This window comes from Pseudomonas sp. DE0010 (assembly GCF_007680745.1).
Lineage (GTDB): Bacteria > Pseudomonadota > Gammaproteobacteria > Pseudomonadales > Pseudomonadaceae > Aquipseudomonas > Aquipseudomonas parafulva_B.
This window is the reverse complement of the sequence record NZ_VEJQ01000064.1, coordinates 1-432: the sequence shown is the minus strand read 5'-3', so window position 1 is coordinate 432 and position 432 is coordinate 1. Positions and strand designations below refer to the sequence as shown.

General features: G+C 66.4%; 2 protein-coding genes. One reads left to right on the top strand and one right to left on the bottom strand.

Features of this window, described 5'->3' with window-relative positions:
* Positions 1 to 164 (bottom strand): ATP-binding cassette domain-containing protein (locus FS767_RS21630; RefSeq protein WP_144968156.1); only part of this gene is annotated, 164 nt, incomplete at its 3' end.
* A gap of 47 nt (positions 165 to 211) precedes the next feature.
* On the opposite strand from FS767_RS21630, the gene FS767_RS21625 reads away from it, so the two are divergent.
* A partial coding sequence (locus FS767_RS21625; protein WP_144968154.1) for a TIGR02444 family protein occupies positions 212 to 432 on the top strand: 221 nt, incomplete at its 3' end.

The following is a 432-nucleotide window of genomic DNA, read 5'->3' as shown; positions in this document are numbered from 1 at the left end:
GCATCGGCCCCGAGCTGCCCGCGCAGCAGGGCGAAGAGACTGGATTTACCGGCGCCATTGGCACCGATCAGACCGGCTTTCTGGCCGGGATGCAGGGTCAGGTCAGCGCTTTCGAGCAGACGCTGGGGACCACGCTGTAGAGTAAGGTTCTGTAGTCGGATCATGGCGGCGGAGTGTAGCAGCTCCACCACCCACGAACGGGGAGGCGGACATGCAAGAGGACCTGTGGGAATTCGCGTTGGCAGTATACGCGCGGCCCAGCGTGGAAGGCGCCTGTTTGCGTCTGCAAGAGGCCGGCGCCGACGTCTGTCTGGTGCTGACGGCGCTCTGGCTGGATCGCCGCAACTGCGCCCTGGATGCCGAGGGCCTGGCCCGGCTGCAGCGCGCCTCGCAGCACTGGCAGGATACGGTGGTACGCCCCCTTCGCCAGTT